Raw genomic sequence first — 23,029 nt, forward strand, 5'->3', positions numbered from 1 at the left:
CTATGAAGCAAGTACTTTAATCCTTCTGATTATAAATATTAATTTGCTTAAATCAAGTTTAGAAGCAACCATCTCATCTAAAAAACTATTATAACGTTCTATGTAGTCCTTATCATTACAAGCCCAGGTTTGAACCTTATCTTCAGGGTTATCAGTAGCTTTTATGACTTTAACAGCTAGCTTGTGATGGTAATTGCTTAAATCGTCCAATAAATCATTAACTAAGCTGCGATCCCAATAAGAAGAGCGGCTTTTCATCTTGATGGCAATTGTTCTAATCAGATCGAATCTTAACAGCGACTTTAACTCAAAGTATATTTTACCAGCATCAAGAATGGACAAAGATGTCTGTTCAGCAATAGATATAATGTCCAGTGCATAAGCAAGAACGCATAGATCAGCAACTTTTTTTGCTAGATCTTTATTTATATTAAGTTCTACTAAAGAAGTTGATCCATGGCTATAGATCTTTAATAGGTGTTCATCTAAAACATCAGTTAAGTTCTGGCCTAAAGTTTCAATTGCATCTTTAAATTTTGTAACATCATCCAATTCTACAAAGCTAAGCTTGCCAAGATTTTTCACTAGCCAAAATGATACTCTGCCAATAAATTTCTGCACGTTCCTCACTATTTGTAAGTATGAGTTAACATCAATTTTTCCATCCAATTCATCAATTTTCTGCCACAGGCTGTTTAAATCATACAGGTGGGTAACAACAATATATATGTTAACCGCTTCTTGTATCTTAATTCCAGTGTTCTCAGCCAAATTATTGATGAATATACAGCCCATTCTATTCACTACATCATTTGCAATGCAAGTAGAGATAATTTCTCTACGAAGTTGGTGTTTTAATATGAAATCCTTAAACTTTGTTACCATCTTTTTAGGAAAATAACCTAGCAAGTAGTCATGAGATATAAGATCTTTTTCAGACAGATCGGAATGTATAATTTCATTTTTTATTGCTGTTCTAGCATAAGACATTAGAACAGAGAGCTGAGGAGAACTGAAACCTTCTGCACCAGTTAACATCCTTGCTATCTCTTCTTCAGTTGGAAGAAATTCTACGCTTCGGTTTAACAGCCCAGATTTTTCTAAACTGAGCAGTAACCTGTGGTGTTGCTCCAATCTCTCTTTAGCTTGCAAACACTCAAGAAGTAATGCTTTTGTTTCAATTTTGTTGTGGTTCTCAAGCACTTTGGATGCAACTTCATCCACCATACTTGCCAGTATTTCATTCCTTTTTTCTAAAGAAATACCCCCTGCTTTCATAGCTGAAACAAATGCAATCTTAATGTTAACTTCAAGGTCCGAACATATCACTCCGGCTGAATTATCAACAAAGTCTGCATTGATATGTCCACCTTTTTCAGCATATTCTATTCTTCCAAACTGTGTACAACCAAGATTTCCACCCTCTATAAACATAGAAGCTCTAATATCCTTACCGTTTACTCTTAATTCATCGTTTGCTTTGTCACCGACCATGCTATGACTTTCACTCTTTGCCTTAACAAACGTGCCGATTCCTCCGTTCCATATGAAGTTCACTTCTGCTTTGAGTAGATATCTAATCAAATCACTTGGAGATAACGTATCTTCCGTTATATCAAAGCATTTTTTCATTTCTTGAGAAATGTTTACTTGCTTACTGCTACGCTCAAATACTCCTCCACCCTTAGAAATCAAATCTTTATTATAATCCATCCAAGTTGAAAATGGTAACTCAAAGAGACGTTTACGCTCTGTGAAACTCTTTTCTGCATCAGGGTTTGGGTCAACAAAAATATGCATATGGTTAAATGCGCCGATTAAATGTATATTTTTTGAAAGCAGCATACCATTTCCAAATAAGTCGCCAGCCATATCCCCAATTCCAATAACAGTTGCATCCTGGTAAATATCCTTATTCATTTTCCAAAAATGCCTCTGTGCTGCAATCCATGCACCTCTGGCTGTAATACCCATTTTTTTGTGATCATAACCTGCTGATCCACCAGATGCAAATGCATCGCCAAGCCAAAAATTGTATTCAGAGGCTATCTGGTTGGCATAATCAGAAAATGAAGCAGTGCCTTTATCTGCTGCAACTACCAAGTATGGATCGTCTTCATCATACCTAATCACATTCTCTGGTGGAATTATTTCACCATCAACCACGTTATCAGTAATATCAAGCATTCCTCTAATAAAACTCTTATAGCACTCAACACTTTTCTCTCTTAAAGTATCTTTGTCTTTATAAACTTGCTTAATTACAAACCCACCCTTTGCACCAACAGGGACAATAACCGCATTTTTTGTCATCTGAGCTTTCATGAGCCCCAAAACTTCAGTGCGAAAATCTTCCGTCCTATCCGACCACCTTAAGCCACCACGGGCTAATTTCCCTCCTCTTAGATGTATTCCCTCAAAAAGGTTTGAATAAATATACAATTCGCGATACGGACGAGGATCAGGCAAACCATTTATTTTACTTGAGTCAAATTTTGTAGATAAATATGGTTTATCGTCTTGATAATAACTGGTCCTTAAAATAGCCATTATCAAGTTAAATATCGAGCGCAAAACGTAATCATGTGAAACATTGCTGATCTCTTTTAGAAGTTCCTCAATTTTTTCTCTGACAATGTCCGTAGTTTCTGCTCTATCAATGTCTATGTTAGGATCAAATCTTGCATGAAATAGTTGTATCAAATACTTTACTACTTTTGGATACTCTGAGACTACCTTTTGGATATATTCTGGGTTGTAGTTAAATGACGTCTGCTTTAGATAGGCACTTAGCGCTCTAATCAGAAGCACTTCCTTCCACTTGAGCCCAGCAATAATGATCAAACTATTGAAATAGTCATTTTTAATTTCCTTGCTAAACACTTTCGCAAGTGTTATTTCAAATTGCTCTTTTAGAGTAATGTTGTCTATTAATTCATCGACTCTTGACAACACAAAATGGTGTATCCATATTCCGCCGTTAATTTCTATGTAATAGCCATTATGAGATAGAATTTTAGCTCCTAAATTCTTAGTGATCCTTAATATCTTCGATAATTCAAGGCCTCCATTGTTTGGAGTATAAACCTTTAATTGATAATTAAGATTATCACGAGTAAGTCTTAAATCGACCTCGCTAACTCCTTTCTTCCTCACTATCTCCAATTTTTTCATATCGTAATATGCGTCATGAGGTTCGAAACTCTCTTGATAGCTTATTGGAAATGCCTTGCAATAACGGATGAATATATCCTCAACAGTGCTAAAAGTATTGTATAAATTGTCTATAAAACGATCTTCCCACTTTTCTGTAATGTTTCTTAATTTGTTTTCGATACGCAAAACTTCATCATCAAGAACGCTAGCATTTTTGGTCTTTAGCACTACATGCAATTTCATCAAATCATATTCATTGATAATGTGATTGTTATAAATATCTGAACTTCCTGCACTTGTCTCATCCTTCAATATGTCACGTATCTTGAACATTAGCCTAGCGCTAGCATAACGCATTGGTATCAGCACTATACAACTAATAAAATCCCCTACTCTTCTTAAAAATAATCTGACCCTTGGTCTAATCGCAAGAGACATGATCGAAATGCAAATTTTCAATAATTCGTCTTCATTTGATTGGAATAATTCATCACAAGAGAATGCTTGTAAAATAGAAATTAAAGCCTTGTTATTGTGACCCCCGGTTACAAATCCCGCGTTTTTTTCTATAACTTTAACTTTATCTCTTATTATTGGAATAGTTCGAATATCTTGGACCTCCGCTACAGAAGTAAATAGCCCGAAAAAACGCCGTTCCTTTACTACATTACCCTGGTCATCAAATTCTTTTACTCCTATACAATTCATGTATGTACGCCGATGGACTATTGAGATTAGATCTGATCTCAATATGTATAGGGAATCAAGGTTTGCAGAAGGAATCAACGTACTTTGACCTACTCTTATCAGGCCAAGGTCCTTTTTGCTATCACAGACGAGTTTTTCATCTTTACCAGCAATATATTCTTGATAACCTAGAAATACAAAATTATTATTCTTTAACCAAACTAGAAAATCTTTTTGCTCTTGATTTCGGTCTGGTGTCATTCCAGTGCGTGACACTGGAATCCACGTGTCCTTTTCCTGGATCCCAGTATCAAGTACTGGGATGACAGAAAGACTTGCCTCATCAAGTTTCTTAAGCATTAAGTGCCAATCTTTCACAACGCAATTAACTGCTTTCAGCGTTTTTTGTAGAGATTCTTTTAATGTATCAACAAAACTGTCACTTATACCTTTGATAATTAGATATATAACTGACTCTTTGATTCCATTGCTTTCTTCCAAAGGGTAAATCTCATCTATTAGGTCCTCTTTTCTTTTAATGTTAATTATGCTGTTGCTGTAATAGCATATGGTTAAATTGTGCGACTTAATAGTTGCAATAACGGAGTCAACCAAAAATGGCATATCATCGTTTGTTATCTTAATCGTGGTAAAATCGCCTTCTATTCCTGGTATATCATCTATATTGCTTACTACTAACTTACTTTCATCTTTCTCTTTTTGAGAAACAAAATTGTAAGCATCGTTTACAATATATAGCAAAAACTTATCATTGGCTTTTAGGTCGCTTTTATAAACAAAACTATAAAAATACTTAATAAATTTTTTAATTTTTTCTTTATCTTGCTGATTTTCTTGATCAGCTAGCTTAAATAAAGACTCAGTGTCAACATTATGATCTATACACATTTTTTTTAACAAAAATACACAGTGAACTTAAACCTTTTTAACTAAGATTTCATTATCAAGAGCGTACACTATTAGTTCATCATTTTCTACTACTTCCCCTGATAAAACTAATTTAGCTAAATTATTTTGAATACACTCTTGTATAACCCTTTTTAGGGGCCTTGCTCCATATTCAGGGTCATAGCCAGTTTGTGCTATTAGTTCTTTAGCTTCCTGCGACAAACTTATACTCAGTTTACGCTTAGCAAGTGTTTTTTGTAAATAAGAAAATTGAACATCTATAATTTTGTAAATGTCATCTCTGGTTAAACTGTGGAATATAATAATTTCATCCAGCCTGTTTAAAAATTCTGGACGAAATGTTGATTTAACTATTTGCATCACCTCATCTTTTACAGACTCAGCAATCCCCTTTAGCATTATCTCAGCGCCAAGGTTAGAAGTTAAAATCAGTATGGTGTTGCGAAAATCAATTAATTTGCCATGACTATCAGTGAGTCTACCCTCATCCAAGATCTGTAGCAATATATTAAATATATCTGGATTTGCCTTCTCTATTTCATCAAACAGAATAACCTGATATGGCCTTCTTCTTATTGCTTCGGTTAATCTGCCACCCTGCTCATAGCCAACATACCCTGGAGGCGCGCCAATTAGCTTTGAAACAGAATGTTTTTCCATGTATTCTGACATATCAAAACGCAAAAGCGCTGATTGATCGTCAAACAGAAATTCAGCAAGGGCTTTTGCCAGTTCTGTTTTTCCAACCCCGGTTGGGCCTAAGAATAAAAATGAACCGAAAGGTCGATTAGTATCTTGCACACCAGAGCGAGAGCGCCTAACTGCATTACTTATCGCTTCTATTGCATCTTTCTGCCCTATTACTCTTCTTCCTATTTCATTCTCCATGTTGAGAAGTTTTTCCTTTTCGCTGTGCATCATGTTATCAACTGGAATTCCTGTCCACTTTGAAACAATGTTTGCAATATCATCTCCAGTCACTTCTTTCTTTAAGAAACTATCAGTAACCTTTTCCTGATTTTTTAATTCATTCTCAAGCTGAGGAATCACACCATACATCAGCTCTCCTGCTCTTCCCAAATTCCCACTACGCTGAACTAATTCCAACTCTTTTCTAGCGTTATCTAATTTTTCGGCTGTTTCTTGTATTCTAGCTATTTTATTCTTTTCCATCTGCCATTTGCTGTTCAAGTCAGCAAATTTACTGTTTAGATTTTCGATCTCTTCATTTATCTTTTTTAAACGCTGTTTAGAATTTTCATCACTTTCTTTTTTTAAAGCCTCTGCTTCAATCTTTAGCTGTATAACCTTTCTCTCAAGTTCATCAATAACCTCAGGTTTGCTATCCATTTCAATTCTCACCCTGCTTGCTGCTTCATCAATCAAATCAATTGCTTTATCAGGTAAAAACCTATCTGTTATATATCTATTGGACAACGTTGCAGCAGCAATTATTGCACCATCTGTAATTCTTATACCATGATGCACCTCATATCTTTCCTTCAAACCCCTGAGTATTGAAATGGTATCAGTTTCAGTTGGTTGAGAGATAAACACAGGCTGGAAACGCCGTGCAAGTGCAGGATCTTTTTCTATATATTCACGATATTCGTCTAAAGTTGTGGCTCCTATACAGCGAATTTCTCCACGCGCAAGAGCAGGCTTCAGCAGATTCGAGGCATCCATTGCACCACTTGTTGCTCCTGCTCCAACTAAAGTATGAAGCTCATCTATAAACAAGATAATTTTTCCCTCTGTTTTTGAAATTTCATTAATCACTGCTTTTAACCTTTCTTCAAATTCTCCTCTAAACTTCGTTCCAGCGATTAATGCACCAAGATCCAAAGCTAAAACCTTTGCATCACGCAGACCAAGTGGCACATCGTTTGCAACAATTCTGTTTGCAAGCCCCTCGACTATTGCAGTTTTTCCAACACCAGGTTCACCTATCAGCACTGGATTATTTTTTGTCCGCCTCAGTGATACCTGCATAGTTCTTCTGATCTCTTCATCACGACCAATTACAGGATCAAGCTTGCCTTGCATAGCAAGCTCTGTAACATCTTTTGTATATTTCTTTGCCGCGTTTAATTTTTCCTCACTGTTTGGCGAGTCTGCACTGCTGCCTTTTCTCATTTCTGCAATAACTGAGTTCAGTTTTTGTGGAGTCACACCATTCTCTGCCAGAATTTTGCCTACAGTATCATCTTTTTGTGCAGTAAGGCCCTGTAGTAAACGCTCAATGGCAACAAACGAATCTTTATTCCTCCGAGCAATACCAATTGAATCTTCAAAAACTTTTGCTATTGCTCTTGAAAGTTGAAGGCCACCACTTCCTGGACCTTCAATTACTGGCAACTTTTTTATTGCGCTATCCACAGCATCAGAAATACTTTGCACATTTCCACCACAAGCGTTTATCAAATTCTGAACTAAACCTGATTCATCTTCAAGCATCACTTTGAGTAAATGCTCAGGCATAAAAATCTGATGCCCAGCTCCCAACGCTTTCATCTGAGCACTTTGAATTAGACTTTTTGCTTTTTCGGTAAATTTATTTAAGTCCATAACACCAGTTAAATTCGTATTTGCTGATGTATATAACAACTGATTTCATAAATTTAAACCTAAAGTTGTTTATTGTTAGGTATGAAATTTAAAACTTTCTTAAAAAAGGAGGGAATGTTCAAAAAAGTGTGTCAAAGCGCATTTTTAGTTCAACTCAATTTTCAATCTATCTGGAAAGAAAATATCAAGTTGAGACATAGTTAAAGCCCAATTAGGCAGAGCCATAGTCCATTTTTGCTCTACCTTCTTTATAGCACAATATACCTGTTTATACAAGGCATTTGTGCTGGTAAATGAGCCCTTGGTTTTAGTGAATTTTCTGATCTGTCTGTGCAGCCCCTCAATTGGATTTGTGGTGTAAATTAGCCTTCTAACTGGGCTAGAATACTTGAAATAACCAGATAAATTTTCCCAATTGTTCTGCCACGATTTTATAACTAAAGGATACTTTTCTCCCCATTTTTCTTCCAGCTCAAGTAAGTAATTTTCAGCAATTTCTTTACTTGTAGCACGATATATTTTTTTCAAATCATTCATGAAAACTTTCACATCTTTGCTGGATACATATTTTAGTGAATTTCTTATCTGATGCACTATACATAGCTGTACTTCTGCTTTAGGAAACGCACTATTTATAGCTGCAGGAAAGCTTTTTAGCCCATCTACACATGCAATCAGAATATCTTCTACTCCTCTTTCTTTGAGGTCATTTAGCACTCCCAACCAAAAGTTAGCTCCTTCACTTTCAGCCAAATAAAAGCCCAGGACTTCTTTTCTGCCATTTTGGTCTATGCCCAATATATTGTACATACATTTACTTACGCAATGTCCATCCTCTTTGACCTTAAAGAACATCCCATCCATAAATACTATCGGGTATACTGATTGCAGTGGACGACTACGCCATTCATTGATTATAGGCAGTAATTTGTCGGTAATACTTGATATCTCTGCCGCCGATATTTTGTGATCATAAATTTCCTCAACGTGTGACGCTATATCTCTATAGCTCATACCACTGGCAAATGTGCTCAAAATCTTCGTTTCAAGCTCTGGATGTAAGCTTGTTTGCCTTTTTTTGACTATTTGCGGCTCAAAACTTCCTTCTCTATCCCTTGGCGTCAAAAGTTCAAATGAACCGGCACTTGTCCGTAAAGTCTTTCCATTTCTCCCATTTCTTCGATTATTCTCTTCACTTTCAGCTAATAAGTGGTTTTCTATTTCACCTTCCAAACTTGCTTCCAGCAGCTTTTTTATAAATGGTGTTAATGCTCCCTCCCTTCCTGTCAACGGTCTTCCTTCTCGTATAGACGACAGGATATTTGTTTCCAACTCTTTATAATCTACCAATCCGTTAGTTCTGTTTACTACTTTCTGACTCATTGTCACACCTCCATTTTTTTATATCAATTTATTACTTTTTTTTCGGTTTGACACACTTTTTTGAACATTCCCAAAAAGGAACTATCATAGTAACCATACAAATATCTGGTTTCCTTTTATTCTTTCCTTAGTTTCTTTATAATGGGAAGAATAAATTCCCTTATCTTCAAGCTTTTCATTGCTTATATGCACCCTTAGCTTCTTTCCACCCACTACAGCTTTGATTCAGATGCCTTACCCTCTATGCAATAACTTGTTTTTATAAGTCTTTTATTAAGCCTTATATCTCCCAAATTAATGTGTTTTAACTCTCTTTCCAGCCATTTATCCCCTAAGCCATCTGTATATTGCACGCTTATACTTGTTTCTATCATTTTGATCCTAAATTATTTAGCTTACTCACTTTTTACATTTGTGGGTAAAAGTAAGAGTTAAATCCAGTAGAGCGTTTATGGCAATATTTGAAAGACAATCTCATTAAAAATAGAATATATGACTCTGTTAGTTTATTGGAGCATACTGTATGTGCATTCATTCGTAATATTACGGAAAATTCTTTTCAAACCATTTGCTCTGTGAATTATTTGTCTACCTATTTATGAGATTTGGTATTACTTGCTCGTTATCGTCAAACCTAGTATTGCTTTCATCATCATAACAAAATCCTACTGGTAAAGGGAACCGAAGTTCTCCTTTCTTAGCCTTATTTATCTTCCCTCCCAAAAGTCTAGCACGGATGAAGTGCAACTCTGCTTGTGACATCGTTCCTTTTAACCCTAGCAGCAATTGGTCGTTGAAATCATTAGGATTATAACAACCATCTTCATCTATAATCAATGTATCGGTTAAAGCACATAATTCCAGTAATCTATGCCAATCACTGCAAGATCTAGATAATCTTGATGCTTCTAACACAAACACTGCTCCTACTTTTCCCATTGACACATCGGCAACTAACATTTTAAAGTCCTCTCGATTATTAGTTTGGGTTCCTGAAATCCCTAAATCACCATCTAAAACTCTTATTGCATTATTAGACCACCCCATTTGCTGTGCTTTATCCTTTAATTTATACTGCCTCTCAGTACTTTCCTGATTGAGCCTTACCTGTCCCATTGTTGATTGTCTTAAATAAATATATGCTAGTTTTAATACATGATGATTCTGAATTTTGTGTGTTGTCATTATTAATATCCTCCGTTTTAATCAATTGTTGTTCTGCTATTAAGTACTTATGCAGCATATTGGCGACACAAGTAGCTATCTGAGTAGTGTCTATTGATACTACGGAGGTTTTTCCTTCCAATGGCATATTTTTCTTCTCACAACCGCTCTTACGTTAGTCATTGATCAACCTATTTGTTATTCGTAGTTTGATCGAGATTGGTAACCAATTTAACTAACTGTTGAAGATGAGAAAATGATAAAATAGGCGATAAATCAGTAAGGGTCTGATAAGGGTTAGGGTCTGCCTTGTCTGTCCAATCACGTGGAATACCTATTGTACCACACGTTAATGTTCTCAAACTAAATATATCCCGGTTCTTGAAGTTCTTTGTCGATAATATTTGAAAACGTTGCCCATTCCATGGATGAAATGGATGAGTGATAGTAGTATATCCCGAATATTGACTGGACTTGAGTGCAGTCCATTCTGACCGTGGGGATTCCAAGAGGTCTTCTTTTGCCATTAGACTTACTGATGTATATCCGTTTTAGCGGAGAAGGTTTGTATCCTCTTTGTTTTAATAGCTTTATTCCTTGAAATTTTGTGTTGCAAGTTGACCATATTCGACGATCTACACCTGCTGTGTTTTTTCCTTGGTTTTCAGTTACTCTCTTAACCGCCAAAGCTTTGCCGCTAAAAGAGCGTGTGAGAAGATGTTGTAAAGTTTTCACCTTACCCCATCTGCCTTGTTGGACAGCCTTAACAATACGTCTTTGTAGCCTCATAACAACTTTTTGGCATTTCTTCCATGATAACTGGTTCCATGCTTCAGAGCTGTTGGTAGGCGCACTTACAGTTTTACTTGTAATCATCTGCTTCTCTACCTCAAGTGGTTAACAAAGTTTCTTGTCACGAGGGACCAAATGGAAGTCTGCTCGTTTTCACGCGAATTAATGTTACAAATTCTATCCATTTCGTTACAAAATGGCATTCGCTTTCTCCATTATCCTTTACCTGCACATCCATCAGCATTCCTTGCGGGTTGCCTGCCATATAGGCGAAAATACAGGCTTACCCTGTTCCTTTTGTCATACAATAGTGGGTTAGGTGGCTTCTCTATACCGGTGATTTGCGTACATCCAGAAATGAAAAATGTCACATTACCTTTTGGTCGGAGCTTATCAGCATCTTTAGCTCTTTAATCGTTACGATACTTATGAAGCTTCACTTACGTTCACCATACTACTAAGCCTAGCCCTCCAACCACATGATGCTTGTAGTTTATGCTTTCTCTCACGATTGAGCATCTTCTTTATCAAGAGGAGGTTCATTGTCCGCATCGCTCGGCACCAACTGGTTGCCCAATTCGCACTGATGCGTAGACTCAGATGGCAAAACATCTGGTTCAATAAGCTTTAGAATCCTTTCAGTTTCTTTCTGAATGAATTCCTCTCCTTTTAAACAATATGACCGAAGACTTTCAGGTCGCACCATTTCAATAATTAGCTGGGTTCCAGCAGAATCAGTACAGAAAACATCAACAATACTTTGTTTTTTAGAGGCAATCTCAGCATCCATGATAGTGCTGAGAAATTCTATTTCTTCTATTTCATCTTTGCCAGCGAAGTCCAATATATCATTGAGAAAGTGAACGAGAATATCTTTATTTTTCTTAGTGCCAAATATTCTCTTGAACGCGAAATTGTTTTTTAGATCGAGAAATTTCGAAAAGGCCATAATTAAATACAATTAGGAGATGAATAATTATACACTATTTTACACAAATATTCAACTTCTGATTACTCCTTATTCTTTGCCCTTCCTGCACGCTTACGTTCATTTGGATCAAGGAATTTCTTGCGTAAACGTATAGATTTTGGAGTTACTTCCACCAATTCATCATCATCTATATACGCTATCATATCCTCCAGTGTCATTATCTTTGGTGGAGTGAGTTTTATAGCTTCATCACTACCTGAAGCTCTTACGTTTGTTAACTGCTTACCCTTTAACACATTTATCTCCAAATCATTGTCACGGCTATGCTGGCCGACAACCATGCCACAATATACCTTATCCTGTGGCTTAATAAACATAATTCCCCTGTCTTGCAAATTGAAAATTGCATATGCCACAGCCTCACCCTTATCTGTAGAAATTAAAACTCCATTGCGCCTTCCAGAAATTGGACCTCTATGTGGAGCATAACTGTGAAATAAACGGTTAATTATGCCTGTGCCACGAGAATCAGTTAAAAACTCTCCTTGATAACCGATTAATCCTCTTGATGGCACTAAAAACGTTAATCTTGTCCTGCCATTACCAGAAGGTCTCATGTCAGTTACTTCACCTTTACGGAAGCTGAGTTTTTCCATGATGATTCCACTATATTCATCATCTACATCAATTACTACTTCCTCTATAGGTTCAAGTTTTTTGCCATCTTCTTCCTTAAATAGCACTCGAGGGCGTGATACCGAAAGCTCAAAACCTTCTCTCCTCATATTTTCAATTAACACCCCAAGCTGTAGCTCACCACGTCCACCTACTTCAAACGCTTCACCGCTTGGTGCCAAAGTCACAGTAATTGCAACATTTGTTTCTGCCTCCGCGTATAAGCGATCCTTTATAGCAGTTGAGGTAAGCTTTGTACCTTCTTGCCCAGCAAAAGGTGAATCATTAACACTCAGAGTAATCGCCATTGTCGGCGGATCAACTGGAGTTGAGCTTACTGCAGTTGTAACCTCTGGTGCTGCTATAGTGTCTGAAACTGAAGCTTCCTCAAGTCCTGCAATTGCAATTATGTCTCCCGCCACAGCTTGTTCTACTGGGATACGTTTCAAGCCAGAAAATGAGAGCAACTTAGTTAATCTTCCTCGTTCAATTACTTTGCCATCGAGGTCAAGCACCTTAAGATCTGAATTGACTTTTGCAATGCCCTGATAAACCTTTCCTGTCAATATTCTGCCAAGAAACTTATCAGACTCAAGTAGAGTGACCAACATAGCAAAAGGTGCATTTTGATTATAAACAGAAGGTTTTATATAATCTATAACCGTTGAAAATAATGGGCTTAAATCTTTTCTTTCATCAGAAAGCTCCTTAGCACACCAGCCATTTCTACCTGAAGCATACAACACTGGAAAATCTAGCTGCTCGTTGGTTGCATCAAGGTTAAAAAATAACTCATATATTTCATTTAATACTTCATCAATTCTGCTGTCTGGTCGGTCGACCTTATTGATTATCACAATTGGCTTCAAATTTGCTTTTAGTGCTTTTGAGAGCACAAATTTTGTTTGTGGCATGGGACCTTCTGCAGCGTCAACCAGCAGCAACACACCATCTGCCATGCACAATACCCTTTCCACTTCTCCACCAAAGTCTGCGTGCCCTGGCGTATCAATAATATTGATCTTTTCATCACCCCACATTATTGATGTGCATTTTGCAAGTATTGTAATCCCGCGTTCACGCTCTTGATCACCACTATCCATCACTCGTTCTTGAACTTCTTGATTCTCGCGAAATGTGCCGCTTTGTTTTAACATGTTATCAAGCAAAGTAGTTTTACCGTGGTCAACGTGTGCGATTATTGCTATATTACGGATCGATTTAAATTCATTCATTTTCTATCATTTCAAAATTAATTTAGTAATGAGTATACATAAAATACACTTGGAGTAAATAACTAAAGCTGTGCTGTGTTTCCAAGATATTATAGGATTACTTTGTTAAATATTCCCTACTCCCAGGTTTTGTTATGGGTAGTTGTTTTAATTCACTTGGAAGTTCTTCCTCGCTGTAGTTTTTGATGTTCAGTTCAATCAAAGATATGACAGGAAAAGGCAGTTTCGTTTCACTATTTCTCTTTATCAAAGAAGCTTCAGCAACAACTTTACCTCCTTCCCCTTCTGCACATTCCACTGCTTCAAGTGAAGATTTGCCTGTGGTTATCACATCCTCGATAAGTAATATTTTTTCACCATTTTTGATCTTAAATCCACGGCGTAATTCAAACTTGCCATTAATGCGCTCGCAAAACATTGTCTTTATTCCAAACTGCCTGCCAATCTCATAACCCACAATTATTCCACCAATTGCAGGAGATAATATTAAATCTATGGAGCTATTTAATTCTTTTCTTATTTTATTTACCAATGGCTCACAAACTCTCATGGCTCTGCTTGGATTTTCAAAAATCTTCGCACATTGTATGTACGTGTCACTATGCAGCCCTGACGACAGCTTGAAGTGGCCATGCAAAATTGCTTCTGCTTCTTTAAATTCTTTTATTATTAGGTTATTTTCGTCTAATATCATTTTTTAAGTTTCACTACTACATTCTTTATTAATTATCTGAGTTATGCAAATATCAGACCACACATTTATTGCAGTTTCAAACATATCGATGATCGTGTAAATAGGTAAAATAAGTCCCATGATGTGCAAAGGAACATTCATCGATACGAGATAACTGGTTGCCATAAAATAGCACCCCATCGGCACTCCAGCGTTACCAATTGCAGCCCCTGTAGCTAAAAAAATCCATATCAACATTTCGCTCAAGGAAAATGCGTATCCGTTCATTTCTGCAACAAACATTACAGTGATTAGTATAAATGCAGCACATGCATTCATGTTAATTGTTGTGCATATTGGTAAAATAAAAGACGATAATTTCTTTGGCACCTTTAGCTTGTTCTGCACGCAGTCTATAGTTGTTGGCAATGTTGCACTGGATGATTTAGAAAAAAACGCAAGTGTGAGTGCCGGCATAACCCCTTTCAGCGTTTGAATTGGCGATATGCCTTTATACCACATAAGTAGCGGTAAAATCAGAAACGCTTGCACGAAATTTGCAGACATTATGCAAATAAAATACCATAAAAGACTGTAGAACTCACTACCACCTTTTAATTCATGCAAAAAACATGTAATAAAAGACCAAACAGCAAGCGGAATAAATTTTAATAACCCTTGAGCAATTTTAAGTAGCGTATCAAAAAGTGCAGAGAATACTTGATGTAATATATCCTGCTTTTCTTTTGAAAGTGAAACAATAGCTCCACCCATCAAAAAAGAGATTAATATGCTACCAATCATATTATTTTCAAGAAAAACTTGCACAAAATTCGAAGGAATGAGTGATTTTAAATATGAAAAATAACTGTGGTTATTGCTGTTAATACTCTCTATTGTATTACTTATGAAATTTTTTCTTGCTGGATCTATTAACAAATAAAACGATAATGCAACAAACGCAGCTATAATAGTTGTAAGCAGCGTATAAAATAGTGTTTTCTTAACTAAGGTTTTAATTTCGATTGAGTCTTTAAGTCCTGAAATTGTGGAAACTATGGATAAAAAAACCAGAGGTAAACTTATTAATTTGAGCAAGCTGATAAAGATATCACTAAATAGCTTTGCTATTTCAAATATGATTTCATTGTTTAGGTAGTAAGCAACTATTGCAAGCAGTATAGAAAAGAGTATTGCAAACTTGTGCATTGAAAATAAAACTTCAAAGTAACATTATACAATAATTTTGCTGTTTTGGAATCAGATTGATAGACAAAATAACTTTACAGATTAGGGAAAGATAAGAGGATGTGTTTATTCGGAGACAGTGTAAGATTTCTTAATTTAAATTTAGGTGCACTTAGCCCATTCTGGTGATAACAAATTGGAATAGATAAGATATGATAACTAACTCTTCTGCGAGTATATAGTTTTGCCGGACACAACAGTGCGTACTACGTGTCCTTTTACTTTGCGACCATCGAAAGGGGAATTCTTTGATTTACTAGCAAAGTTGTCAGTTTTAATTTCCCATTCATGATTGAGGTCAACTAAAATTAAGTCTGCAGCAAGGTTTTTTTGTATACGACCACGTGGTATGTGTATTATATCTGCAGGTTTACATGTCAATTTTGCAAGCACATCAAGTAGACCCATCTGCCCACTGTGGTAAAGTTCAAGTGAAAGGGGCAGCATTGTTTCAAGACCAACAATACCAAATGCAGCATTTTCAAGTGGCAGATCTTTAGAACTACGATCATGCGGAGCGTGATCGGTTGCAATGCAATCAATTACACCTGTCTTTAAACCTTCAATCATAGCTAAACGATCTTCTTCAGTGCGAAGCGGCGGATTCATTTTTGCAATTGCTCCATGTTGTTTTACTATATCTTCAGTCAAAGTGAAGTGATGAGGGGTTACTTCGCACGTAACATTTAATCCCAAATCTTTTGCACGTTTAATAGCATCAAGTGAATCTTTTGAAGAGACATGTAAAATATGGTAGTGCACATTCTCCATATCTTTCATGAGCAGTATATCGCGACTTACCATAACCGATTCTGATGCACTCAAGATTCCCTTTACTCCCAATTCTTCAGAAATTTTACCTTCGTTGATTGCACCACCTGCTGATAAATTTAAATCTTCTGCATGTTGAGCAATAGGAACACCCAGCATACTTGAATAAAGCAGCGCCTGTCTCATAATCATTGGGTTCATAACTGGCATGCCATCATCGGTGAACCCAACCGCACCTGCTTCCTTTAAAAGTGCCATTTCAGTCAACTTTTCTTCCGAAGTGGTGATTTTAGCGTAAAATTCAACGTTTACATGTGAAGTTTCAAGTGCTCTATATTTCAAATATTTAGCCAAAACAACGCTATCAATTGCTGGAACAGTGTTTGGCTGACAAACTACAGTTGTAACTCCCCCCGCAGCTGCAGATTTGCTGCCTGTATATATAGTTTCTTTATGTTCCTGGCCTGGTTCACGAAAATGTACGTGAATGTCAATAAGGCCTGGCATTAGAACAAGCCCTTTACAGTCTATTGTTTCATCAACTCCACTTGTTGAAAATAATGATTCACCAAAGTCAACAATTTTATCCCCTTCAGTCAATAATGAACCTTTTATATCAAGTTTAGTTTCCGGGTCGATAATACGAGCATTAGTATACGCAATTTTATAGCCTTCCTTTTGCCCTGTTTGCAACAAATCCCAAGTTTGAGTCATTATATTTGAGTATCGATTATAAAATAAATCTAAAGTTTTTTTAATAAAACACAACCAAATTAAAACACAGACTAAGAGCTGTCTTGAATTAAAGTGCTTTCATTACCCTAAAGATTTGGTTCTTATAACCTAGTTAGCTCAGTTTTAACGTTAATGTGTGAAGCTCTGAGTTCTGTTGAAGGATTTTCCAGCTGAATATCTAGCTCATTCTGTATGTTCGATAAACAAATTAAAGCTGAATCAAAAATTTCATCACACTGCTTTGCTTCATGTATATCATCAATTATTTCCTCGAATTCTTCCACATCATCCATTTCTTGCGGCGCACTTTTTAATATCGCTTTTATTTGGTTTAAGTTTTGACGAATTTTCTCCTGATATCCAACAATTCTCTCTTGATATATATCAATCATTTTTTGACATGCGTTGCCTCTAAATGGATGTTCTTTTTTCTCTTTTATGTAAGAACTTTGAAAGTCTTTACAGTTAAGGATTGCTTCTCTATGTTTTTTTATGTCATTAATTGCGCTGATTATCGACTTATCTATTTTCTTTAAATTTTCTTCCCGTTCTTCTCTTTTAATTATACTTTTGGATTCATTTTTTATCTGGTTCATTTTGTCATACAGGTTTCTGCATCCTTTGTAAGATGCCATTGGTTGTAATATTCCTTCTTCTACACCTTTATTGTAAAAATTCTTCAACTCATCACTTGATAGTATTGTTATAGCATCTTCCCTTTTACCTTGTGATTTAGGATACTTTTTATTCAATAAACTAACATGATTTAACAAGAAATCTCTAACTAGCCCTTCTTTTTTTACTTCGGATAATCTTTCTAGTGTTTCTATATATTTCAGAGTTTCCGCAAAGAGCTGTCCACCAGAGGGAGCAAATCCTTGAAGTGATTTACTCTGTGCTTTACAAAAATCGGTTTGTAAAAAATCTTCAGCTTGTTTTTTTATTACTGAAAGTTCATTAAAGGCTTTTTCTGGATTGATTTTTCTCAAAATACTAATAGCTTTTCTAATCGCTTTTTCTCTCTTTTTATTATCTTGCTTTTCATTTAATATGAGATGTTCAGTTTTGGTAAAAGCATTACCTTGATCACTCTTTGCAATGTTACAAACGATGTTTTTTACAACTTCTTCGGTTGCTGCATAATCTATTTCTTTTGCAAAGCAGTCAACAAATGATTGCCAAACTTTTTTATTAACAAGTTTACTTGTCTTATTTTCAAAATCTTCTATATCTTTGAATCCTAAAATAGTATAGAGATTTTTTTCGATTATTGGTTCGGCATGTTGTTTTGCCACTTTACCTTTTATATTAAATGGAAATTTACTAATCTTAGTTGTACCCACAATGTTACCTCAATATTAACGCTATCTATAAAAGTATAAAGATTTAATATTTAATTTTTAATTAATGCCAGCATTACTAGCACAGCTATCTACGGGGGCATTATGCTATAGCTGACCCAAGAAAGATTTCCCTACGTCATACCGCGATTCATTCGCGGTATCTCAGCATAGATTCCGCTAACGAGTAGCGGAATGACGAATTTGTTGTTTTTCAAATTGTAGGTAAACCTAAGCCACTTTAGCTATAGCATCAATAGTAAGCGTCAATTAACACTTTAACTTCTTACTTGTCATCAGTAATATTGTTTATATAAAAACTATAATTTTTTATGCCTGAATTTGGGAATATATTGCTATTGGTAGCCTGCTTATTGTCTTTGACATATTTGTTTTTACCGCTTAGTTCTTGTCGGTTTATTACCACTGCCATATTTTTTTGTGTATCAACATCAATGGCTATTTTGATCTACTGCCACATTACAAATGATTTCTCACTCGAAAATGTATACTACCACTCACACACAACAAAACCTTTGATCTACAAGATTTGTGGTGTTTGGGGAAATAAAGAAGGGTCCATGTTGCTTTGGACCTTAGTGCTCACCATGTATTTATTACTAATGGATATTTATATACCTTCTGTCATCCCAGTGCTTGACTACTTGGATTCAGACAATTTAATTGCAAATGAGTACATCAAATGGCAGTATAATAAAAACTGGATTCCAGTGTCAAGCACTGGAATGACACCAGAACGAACTAATGGTAGTAAATTGAAGAAAGTATCCTTGATCACCCAAGGCTTGATTTGCTTTTGTTTTTTACTGTTCACTTTACTTGAATCCAGCCCCTTCACTAAAATGCCAGGCATTGAAACAGATGGACTGGGTTTTAATCCGATATTGCAAGATATAGGCCTTGCTATTCACCCACCAATATTATATTTGGGGTACCTTGGATTTAGCGTTCCTTTTTCGCTCTCTATAGCTGGATTAATTGCAAAAGTTGAAGGAAATGTTTGGGCTAAAATTGTCAGGCCTTGGGTACTTATTTCTTGGTCGCTGCTCACTTTGGGCATCAGCTTGGGTAGCTGGTGGGCATATCGCGAACTTGGGTGGGGTGGATTTTGGTTTTGGGATCCAGTGGAAAACGTTTCTTTGATGCCGTGGCTAATTGCAGTAGCGCTGACACATTTGTTGCTCGTGGTACGGAATTTCAATGTTTTAAGGAACTTTGCTATTTTACTTACGCTTACAACTTTTATATTGAGTGTGACTGGAACATTTCTAGTCCGCTCAGGAATACTTACCTCAGTGCACACGTTTGCAGATGATCCAAGGTATGGACTGTATATATTAGCTCTACTTGGTGTAATTACAGTCAGTAGCTTAGTAATATTTGTAGTGTTTACGAGAAAAAATCACACATCTGCAATGTCATTCCAATGCTTGACACTGGAATCTGAAAAGAAACCTGCTACTCAAGTGACAGAGGGTAGAAGATTCTTTTCACGCCTTACGATGATGCTGATGAACAATTTATTATTCATCACTGCCTTTTTCATTGTGTTCGTTGGCACTTTATACCCTACAGTGCTCGAATATTTAACCGGTGAATTAATTTCAGTTGGAGCACCATATTACAATTCTTTATTTAATCCTATTGCACTGGCTATTCTAGCCCTCACGATAATTGGGCAATACTGCAGTTGGCAGGGAAATAGTCTATTGCCAATATTCCGTGAATATAGATTTTCATTTTGTAGTGCTGCAGCTATTTTGCCGTTTATTTTTCACATGGAGCTAATGATTGTGCTATCAATTACTATCTCCATAGCATTATTAATCTTTGTTTTAGAAGCATACAGTAAAAGAATTCGTTTATTTAAGGTAGCATTTGGTGAATCAATTTTATTAGCAAGAAGAGTTTCTAAATCCTACTATGCAATGATTGCAGCTCATGCTGGAGTGGCAATTCTAGTGCTTGGTATAACATATTCGGTTGGTTGGCAGGAGAAAAAAGAAAATTACTTAAAAATAGGGGATAGCATAACAGTCAATAAGTTTAAAGTTACTTTACGAAATATTGAGCTAATAAAAGAAAAAAATTTCCATGCAGTGAGAGGTACAATGGATATCAGGAATTTGCTGAATAACAAGATATTGGGTGAGATAACCCCTGAATATAGATTTTACCTTGTGGAAGGTCAGAAAAATGTTGAAAGCAGTATCTACCACAATTTATTTTCTGATATTTATGTTGTAATTGGAGAGATTGATAAGAGTAAAAGCAAAATCGCAGCCAAAGTGCACTATAAACCTGGAATGTCTATAATCTGGCTTGGATCCTTTCTTATCGCTTTTGGTTCGCTCCTTGCCGCTTTTTCTTTATTGAGAAGATTTTAATAGGACTCCTTTATACTATAACGAAAAAACTTACTTGACACCCTTCGCCAGCCCCCCTATCATGGTACTGAAGGTATTCAGTTATTTTCATCTGTGCAGATTAAACAGCAAAAAAACAACGTAGTTGGTGTCTTATTTTTAATTTTTTGCACTATGTGCACCTTATGTCTTCACAACATTTCTGGGTTTTTACCTGTATAAGCTGAAACGCGCTTATAAGTCGTTTAAGACAGTATAGTACGCCAATTTGCAGGATTAGAAAGTGACAACTAGCTAACACGGTGTTTCTTTTGCCTTTTTTTCTGCTTAGTAAATTTCTTAAACATTTAAACTAAGGTGAGTTGCATTTAAAAGCAGCTAAATTACAGTGTTTAAGACTTAAAAAACGCCAATACTGAAAATAGACAATGACTAGGGCTTCTTTTGCCTTTTTTTTCGTTTGGTAAATTTCTTAAATATTTGTAACTAAAGATTGCACGAATGTTGCAATTACAAAAGCGATTTCTACTAGGGTGTCATCCCAGTGCTTGACACTGGGATCCAGTTTTCCATGTAATCTCATCGAAAACGTTGTAACCACTTTCTATGCTAGTTTGCTTGTGAGCAACCTGGATCCCAGTGTCTGGGCACTGGGATGACACCATTCTTTTTTCTGGATTCCAGACTGGAATGACACCGTCTTGGATGGAAACCAGTGTCAGCTATTTTCATGACACCATCATAAGGTGAAACTGGATCCCAGTGTCTGGGTACTGGGATGACACCATTCTTTTTCCTGGATTCCAGACTGGAATGACACCGAAGGGGCTACTGTGATGACACCCTTTTGGATGGAAACCAGTGTCAGCTACTTGAATGAAAGAGAAGTCCAACCACAAAATAAACTAGTGAATTTTTTGAAAAGTATATAAAATTCAAGTTTAAGTAAATAGCATGGCACTTAGACTCATTCCAGATAACCTCAATATCAAGTTTAGTAAATATAGGGATTTGACTGCATTAATTAGCATTGTTCTTATCATCTTTTCAATGCTCATTGTTGTGCTGCGTGGAGTGAACTTAGGCATAGACTTTGCAGGCGGAATTTTGATAGAGATAAAATCTTCAGATGAGAATCACTCTATTCTCGATGCATTAAAAGAAAATGGTTTTACAGTGCAGAGTTCAAAAGCGGGTGATAATTTAGTCATGCGTTTTAAAGATGAAGGAGGTGAAAATAAAATCAAAAAGATAAAAAGCATACTAGAAGAAAAGCTGGGGAGCTCAATAAGCTATCGTAAAATAGACTATGTTGGCCCACAAATAAGCTCAACACAAATATTTGAAGGAATGTTATCCATGTTGATCGCGATTGTTGGAATATTTTTTTACGTTTGGTTTAGATTTAATTGGCAATGTGGATTCAGTGGAATAACAGCACTGATTCATGACGTGATTTTAACTGTTGGTTTTATTAGCCTAACTGGTATTGAGTTTAATATTTCATCAGTTGCAGCTCTCCTTACTGTCATTGGTTATTCAATCAATAACTCAGTAATTATATACGATCGGATTCGAGAGTATCGCAAGAGTGGTAAAAGTGGGCGGATGAGTGAGATAGTAGATGCAAGTATCAACGCTACATTATTTCGCACTATATTAACCTCGGGTACAACCCTTCTTGCTGCTCTTCCTTTGGCATTAATCTGCACAGATGCAGTAAAAGACTTCAGCTTGATCATTTTTTTTGGTATTTTGATTGGCACTTGTTCTGCAATATTTATTTCTGCCCCTATATTAACCTACGGAGCTTTAGATTGTAGAAGTGTTTAGTCGCGGTATAATATCAACTTATTATCTCTTATAGTGAAATGAAAATACCTTAAAAAGCTCATTCCAAGTAGTGAATGAGACATAGAATGAGTGTTAACGCTCGCCTGTACATCATTAACTAAAAAATTCCCTATTTTAACTTGAGGTATTTGAACCACTCCAGCTTTTATTTGACCTTTCGCAGTTTCATATATTTTAAAATCCTGAACGTTTTGTAAGTTAATACCAACATGTAATGCGTCTTTTTGTGATAGAACAATATCGGTTGCTCCGGTATCAAGCAAAAACGTTATATTGCGATCATTGACTTGAGCCTGAATATAAAAGTGTCCATCGTATGATTTCGTAAATTCGATACTTCCATTATTCTGACCACTATTTTGAATTCTTCCTTTATATGGTAAAAAAGTACTGAGAAATCTGTCGCTTAGTTTGTCCCTTTGTGAATCAATAAGCATTGCAGTAGTGGCTATTATTAGCAACCAAATAACTAGATTTTTCACCGCGTTCATATTGTTAAA

At 36.0% G+C, this 23,029-nt stretch carries 16 protein-coding genes and 1 pseudogene; 2 read left to right on the plus strand and 15 right to left on the minus strand.

Going from position 1 to position 23,029, the window contains the following annotated elements; all coding sequences use genetic code 11:
• The 13 genes and pseudogenes from OPR49_RS04755 to OPR49_RS04810 all read right to left on the minus strand — a co-directional run bounded on the left by OPR49_RS04755 (nt 1) and on the right by OPR49_RS04810 (nt 18,291).
• Entirely contained in the window at nt 1-4,752 is a 4,752-nt protein-coding gene (locus OPR49_RS04755) for an NAD-glutamate dehydrogenase (protein ID WP_265027530.1), read from the minus strand.
• 27 nt (nt 4,753-4,779) lie between these two features.
• A complete protein-coding gene (gene clpB / locus OPR49_RS04760; RefSeq protein WP_265026801.1) occupies nt 4,780-7,341 on the minus strand; it encodes an ATP-dependent chaperone ClpB in 2,562 nt (853 codons plus the stop codon).
• A 144-nt stretch (nt 7,342-7,485) separates the two neighbouring features.
• Nucleotides 7,486-8,724: an IS256 family transposase gene (locus OPR49_RS04765; RefSeq protein WP_265026724.1), complete on the minus strand. Its 1,239-nt coding sequence runs from the start codon at nt 8,722-8,724 to the stop codon at nt 7,486-7,488.
• Nucleotides 8,725-8,936: 212 nt separating this feature from the next.
• Complete coding sequence (locus tag OPR49_RS04770; protein ID WP_265026802.1) at nt 8,937-9,098, minus strand: transposase; 162 nt, start codon at nt 9,096-9,098, stop codon at nt 8,937-8,939.
• A gap of 214 nt (nt 9,099-9,312) precedes the next feature.
• Entirely contained in the window at nt 9,313-9,909 is a 597-nt protein-coding gene (locus OPR49_RS04775; RefSeq protein ID WP_265026803.1) for a recombinase family protein, read from the minus strand.
• Nucleotides 9,910-10,079: 170 nt separating this feature from the next.
• Nucleotides 10,080-10,334 carry a DUF5372 family protein gene (locus OPR49_RS07620; RefSeq protein ID WP_353278128.1) on the minus strand — a complete coding sequence of 85 codons (255 nt, stop codon included), beginning with the start codon at nt 10,332-10,334 and terminating at the stop codon, nt 10,080-10,082.
• Nucleotides 10,252-10,764, minus strand: a complete 513-nt coding sequence (locus OPR49_RS04780) for a reverse transcriptase N-terminal domain-containing protein (protein WP_265026804.1) — start codon at nt 10,762-10,764, stop codon at nt 10,252-10,254. The genes OPR49_RS07620 and OPR49_RS04780 overlap by 83 nt, the downstream gene beginning before the upstream one ends.
• A 619-nt stretch (nt 10,765-11,383) precedes the next feature.
• Nucleotides 11,384-11,629 (minus strand): annotated as a pseudogene (locus tag OPR49_RS07495) (PD-(D/E)XK nuclease family transposase); the annotation flags it as partial.
• Between the two features lie 62 nt (nt 11,630-11,691).
• Nucleotides 11,692-13,521: a translational GTPase TypA gene (gene typA / locus OPR49_RS04790; protein ID WP_065094924.1), complete on the minus strand. Its 1,830-nt coding sequence runs from the start codon at nt 13,519-13,521 to the stop codon at nt 11,692-11,694.
• 97 nt (nt 13,522-13,618) lie between these two features.
• On the minus strand, nt 13,619-14,215 hold the full coding sequence (gene pyrE, locus OPR49_RS04795) for an orotate phosphoribosyltransferase (RefSeq protein ID WP_265026807.1): 597 nt from the start codon (nt 14,213-14,215) through the stop codon (nt 13,619-13,621).
• Between the two features lie 3 nt (nt 14,216-14,218).
• Nucleotides 14,219-15,403: a dicarboxylate/amino acid:cation symporter gene (locus OPR49_RS04800; protein ID WP_265026809.1), complete on the minus strand. Its 1,185-nt coding sequence runs from the start codon at nt 15,401-15,403 to the stop codon at nt 14,219-14,221.
• A gap of 198 nt (nt 15,404-15,601) precedes the next feature.
• A complete protein-coding gene (locus OPR49_RS04805) occupies nt 15,602-16,927 on the minus strand; it encodes a dihydroorotase (protein ID WP_265026810.1) in 1,326 nt (441 codons plus the stop codon).
• Nucleotides 16,928-17,049: 122 nt separating this feature from the next.
• Entirely contained in the window at nt 17,050-18,291 is a 1,242-nt protein-coding gene (locus tag OPR49_RS04810) for a hypothetical protein (protein ID WP_265026811.1), read from the minus strand.
• A 329-nt stretch (nt 18,292-18,620) separates the two neighbouring features.
• Here OPR49_RS04810 and OPR49_RS04815 point away from each other — a divergent pair, with 329 nt between their 5' ends.
• Nucleotides 18,621-20,696, plus strand: coding sequence for a heme lyase CcmF/NrfE family subunit (locus tag OPR49_RS04815; protein ID WP_265026812.1), 2,076 nt, complete (start codon nt 18,621-18,623; stop codon nt 20,694-20,696).
• Between the two features lie 515 nt (nt 20,697-21,211).
• Here OPR49_RS04815 and OPR49_RS07725 read toward each other — a convergent pair.
• Nucleotides 21,212-21,340, minus strand: a complete 129-nt coding sequence (locus OPR49_RS07725) for a hypothetical protein (protein ID WP_265026813.1) — start codon at nt 21,338-21,340, stop codon at nt 21,212-21,214.
• A 289-nt stretch (nt 21,341-21,629) separates the two neighbouring features.
• Between OPR49_RS07725 and secF the strand changes: the two genes are divergently transcribed.
• On the plus strand, nt 21,630-22,508 hold the full coding sequence (secF, locus tag OPR49_RS04825) for a protein translocase subunit SecF (RefSeq protein WP_265026814.1): 879 nt from the start codon (nt 21,630-21,632) through the stop codon (nt 22,506-22,508).
• Here the strand turns inward: secF and OPR49_RS04830 are convergent.
• Nucleotides 22,505-23,020 (minus strand): TIGR02281 family clan AA aspartic protease, encoded by a 516-nt coding sequence (locus OPR49_RS04830; protein WP_265026815.1) that lies wholly within the window; start codon nt 23,018-23,020, stop codon nt 22,505-22,507. The two genes, secF and OPR49_RS04830, sit on opposite strands and share 4 nt — an antisense overlap.
• Nucleotides 23,021-23,029: the final 9 nt, after the last annotated feature.

The sequence above is a fragment of the Wolbachia endosymbiont (group A) of Bombylius major genome, from assembly GCF_947251895.1.
In the GTDB taxonomy this organism is placed as follows: domain Bacteria; phylum Pseudomonadota; class Alphaproteobacteria; order Rickettsiales; family Anaplasmataceae; genus Wolbachia; species Wolbachia pipientis.

What these genes read in the sequence shown, in the direction of transcription:
- OPR49_RS04755 (WP_265027530.1), bottom strand. Translation starts at nt 4,752, where the DNA reads ATGTGTATAGATCATAATGTTGACACTGAGTCTTTATTTAAGCTAGCT.
- clpB (WP_265026801.1), bottom strand. Translation starts at nt 7,341, where the DNA reads ATGGACTTAAATAAATTTACCGAAAAAGCAAAAAGTCTAATTCAAAGT.
- OPR49_RS04765 (WP_265026724.1), bottom strand. Translation starts at nt 8,724, where the DNA reads ATGAGTCAGAAAGTAGTAAACAGAACTAACGGATTGGTAGATTATAAA.
- OPR49_RS04770 (WP_265026802.1), bottom strand. Translation starts at nt 9,098, where the DNA reads ATGATAGAAACAAGTATAAGCGTGCAATATACAGATGGCTTAGGGGAT.
- OPR49_RS04775 (WP_265026803.1), bottom strand. Translation starts at nt 9,909, where the DNA reads ATGACAACACACAAAATTCAGAATCATCATGTATTAAAACTAGCATAT.
- OPR49_RS04780 (WP_265026804.1), bottom strand. Translation starts at nt 10,764, where the DNA reads ATGATTACAAGTAAAACTGTAAGTGCGCCTACCAACAGCTCTGAAGCA.
- typA (WP_065094924.1), bottom strand. Translation starts at nt 13,521, where the DNA reads ATGAATGAATTTAAATCGATCCGTAATATAGCAATAATCGCACACGTT.
- pyrE (WP_265026807.1), bottom strand. Translation starts at nt 14,215, where the DNA reads ATGATATTAGACGAAAATAACCTAATAATAAAAGAATTTAAAGAAGCA.
- OPR49_RS04800 (WP_265026809.1), bottom strand. Translation starts at nt 15,403, where the DNA reads ATGCACAAGTTTGCAATACTCTTTTCTATACTGCTTGCAATAGTTGCT.
- OPR49_RS04805 (WP_265026810.1), bottom strand. Translation starts at nt 16,927, where the DNA reads ATGACTCAAACTTGGGATTTGTTGCAAACAGGGCAAAAGGAAGGCTAT.
- OPR49_RS04815 (WP_265026812.1), top strand. Translation starts at nt 18,621, where the DNA reads ATGCCTGAATTTGGGAATATATTGCTATTGGTAGCCTGCTTATTGTCT.
- OPR49_RS07725 (WP_265026813.1), bottom strand. Translation starts at nt 21,340, where the DNA reads ATGGTGTCATCCCAGTGCCCAGACACTGGGATCCAGGTTGCTCACAAG.
- secF (WP_265026814.1), top strand. Translation starts at nt 21,630, where the DNA reads ATGGCACTTAGACTCATTCCAGATAACCTCAATATCAAGTTTAGTAAA.
- OPR49_RS04830 (WP_265026815.1), bottom strand. Translation starts at nt 23,020, where the DNA reads ATGAACGCGGTGAAAAATCTAGTTATTTGGTTGCTAATAATAGCCACT.